Origin of the sequence: Sphingopyxis sp., assembly GCF_050725615.1 — a bacterium.
Taxonomy (GTDB): Bacteria; Pseudomonadota; Alphaproteobacteria; order Sphingomonadales; family Sphingomonadaceae; genus Sphingopyxis.
The window spans coordinates 1-2,575 of record NZ_JBOHHU010000159.1 but is presented as its reverse complement, the minus strand read 5'-3'; the positions used below and the strand labels follow the sequence as shown (position 1 = coordinate 2,575).

The 2,575-nt window shown below is 66.0% G+C and carries 4 protein-coding genes; all 4 read left to right on the top strand.

Annotated features, from left to right (window positions below; translation table 11 throughout):
• Positions 1 to 340 (top strand): phosphatase PAP2 family protein (locus tag ACREB7_RS20800; protein ID WP_431594162.1); only part of this gene is annotated, 340 nt, incomplete at its 5' end.
• A gap of 76 nt (positions 341 to 416) precedes the next feature.
• Positions 417 to 1,499 (top strand): helix-turn-helix transcriptional regulator, encoded by a 1,083-nt coding sequence (locus tag ACREB7_RS20795; protein WP_431594161.1) that lies wholly within the window; start codon positions 417 to 419, stop codon positions 1,497 to 1,499.
• Positions 1,500 to 1,771: 272 nt separating this feature from the next.
• Entirely contained in the window at positions 1,772 to 2,020 is a 249-nt protein-coding gene (locus ACREB7_RS20790; protein ID WP_431594160.1) for a hypothetical protein, read from the top strand.
• A gap of 49 nt (positions 2,021 to 2,069) precedes the next feature.
• The coding region (locus ACREB7_RS20785) for an alpha/beta fold hydrolase (RefSeq protein ID WP_431594159.1) at positions 2,070 to 2,575 on the top strand (506 nt) is incomplete at its 3' end.

Sequence of the window (2,575 nt, the reverse complement as noted above, 5' to 3'; positions counted from 1 at the left end):
CCTGTCCTATGGGCTGAAGGAGGCTTTTCCCGAACGCCGCCCCGATGGCAGCGACAACAAGAGCTTCCCGTCCGGACATACCTCGATTTCCTTCGCCGCTGCGGCGACGCTGCAGAATCGCTATGGCTGGAAGGTCGGTGTTCCCGCCCAGCTGGTCGCCGCCTTCGTCGGATTGAGCCGCGTCGAAGCGGAGAAGCATCATGTGCACGACGTACTCGTCGGCGCCGCCATCGGCGAAGCTGCGGGCTTCCTGATCACCCGCAAGGCGAACGATCGCGTCCAGATATTTCCCTGGGGCGGCACCAAAAGCGGCGGTATCGCGATGACGATGCGCTTCTGACGACGCACCCTGTCGGACCGCGCTTGCATTCCGCAGCCAAACCCCGACAATGCCCGCGAACTGGCGGGGGCCTTTGATGCACGACGAGCTTGTCGATCGGATCTACGAATGTTCGGTGGTGCCCGAGACGTGGCCCGCCGTGCTCGACGATGTCGCGGCGCTGGCGGGGTCCACCGGCGGCTTGCTGTTTTCGGCGCGCAAGTCGCTGAACTGGACGGCGTCGGACAGCGTCGCCGAGGCGTTCGATGCCTATGTCAACGACGGCTGGTTCGGCAAATGCAGCCGCCGCGTCTGCCTGATGAGCCAGGAGGCGCCCTCCTTCTTCGTCGAATATGATTTCTGGAGCGAGGAGCAGCTGAGCGCCGATCCGGTGTATCGCGATTTTTTTCGTCCGCGCGGGCTCGGCTGGTCGGCGGGGACCGGGCTGCAATTGCCGACCGGCGACAATATCGTGTTCAGCATCGAACGCGCCTTCGACGGCGGACCGATCGAGCCCGAGAATGTCGCGCGCCTGAACGGGCTCCGGCCGCATATCGCGCGCAGTGCCCTGGTCAGCGCACGGTTGCAGTTGAAGCGCGCCGAGGGCGCGACCGAGGCGCTGGCGGCGCTGCGGCTTCCCGCGCTGCTGCTGCACGCGAACGGCGACGTCGCCGAGGCGAGCCCGATGGTCGAGGGGCTCGATGAGCATCTGGTCTGGGGCGCGACCGGCAAGCTGCGGCTGACCGACAAGCGGGCGGACAAGATGCTGGCCGAGGCGCTGGCGGCGCTGGGCAGCGATGCGGGCGATCAGGTGCGCTCCTTCCCGATCCGCGACTTTGCCGGCAACGCGGAATTGGTCGCGCATATCGTGCCGGTGCGGCGCGGCGCGCATGACGTGTTCGGCGACAGCCTGGCGCTGATGCTGCTGATCCCGGTCGCGTCGGAGCGCGCGCCGTCGGCGACGTTGATGAAGTCGCTGTTCGACCTGACCCCGTCCGAGGCGCGCGTCGCCAAGGGGATCGCGGGCGGCGAAACCCCCGAGGCGATCGCGGCGGCAGGCGATGTCGCGATCAGCACGGTGCGATCGCAGCTCAGCCGCATACTCGAAAAGACCGGCTGTGCGCGGCAGGCCGATCTGGCGTCGCTGCTCGCGCGGATCGCGGTCACAACGCCGAACTAGCGGGAAATTTCGCACCATCCTCCATATGAAGGATGCGGGTGCGGCGCGGGAGTCCGACAAGACCGCAACTGCCGGCCCTTCTGCGACCCTGGGTTGTCAGTCAGCGGCATCCTTGCAGCGATGCGGGGGTGCCGCTTTCCATTTCGGCCGGACGAGAATCGATCCGCCCTTTCCGCCGCTGTCGAGTTAATTTACAGTTTACCATAAGCCCGCAGCGCCGAATCCCCGATTTGCGCCACTGGCACGGCTCTTGCTCTTGAGAGGCTATGGCTATGCTGAAAAAAATCGGACGGTTGTTCGTGATCAAGACCAAGGTCGAGGCGTGCCTGATCATCTATGCGCTGGGGGTCGGCGCAATGGCGCGAGGCATGATCTATATCCACGAATATCCCGGATTCGGCGGCAAATTGCTGCTCGTCGCGTGCAGCGGGTCGGTGTTCCTGGCGGGCGCGAAGATTTTCGACTGTTTGCGCTATGAGAAAGCGGAAAAGCTGGCCCTGACCGCGAATCCCCCCGGCTGACCGCCACGCGGACTTTCGCGCGTCACCAAAAGATGCCAAGGCAAGGCCGATGAGCAGGATCAGCGGTTCTCCCACAATCAGCATGGAACAGGCCTATGGCCTGACGCTGCGCGTGGCGCGCTGGCGTGTGGGCGTGGGCGACACGCCGATGCTGTTCCTCAACGGGATCGGCGCCGATATCGCCGCCGCGGCGCCGTTGCTCGCGCAGTTGCACGGACGCGAGGTCTGGACGCTCGACATGCCCGGCGTCGGCGGATCGCCCGACGCGTTGCTGCCCTATGGTGCACCAACGATGGCGGCGATCCTGATCGAGATTGCCGAGCGCTTCGGCCACAAGAGATTCGACCTGGCGGGGTTCAGCTGGGGCGGCGCACTGGCGCAGCAGGTCGCGGTGCAATTCCCGAGCCGTGTCCGGCGCATGGTGCTGATGGCGACGACGCCGACGGTTGCCGCTCCGGGGATCGGCTGGGCGGCGCTGCTCGACGAGGATATGCTGGCGAGCGGGCTCAAGCTGCCGACCGCGACCCCGCTCGGCCTTGCCTATCAGAGCATGGC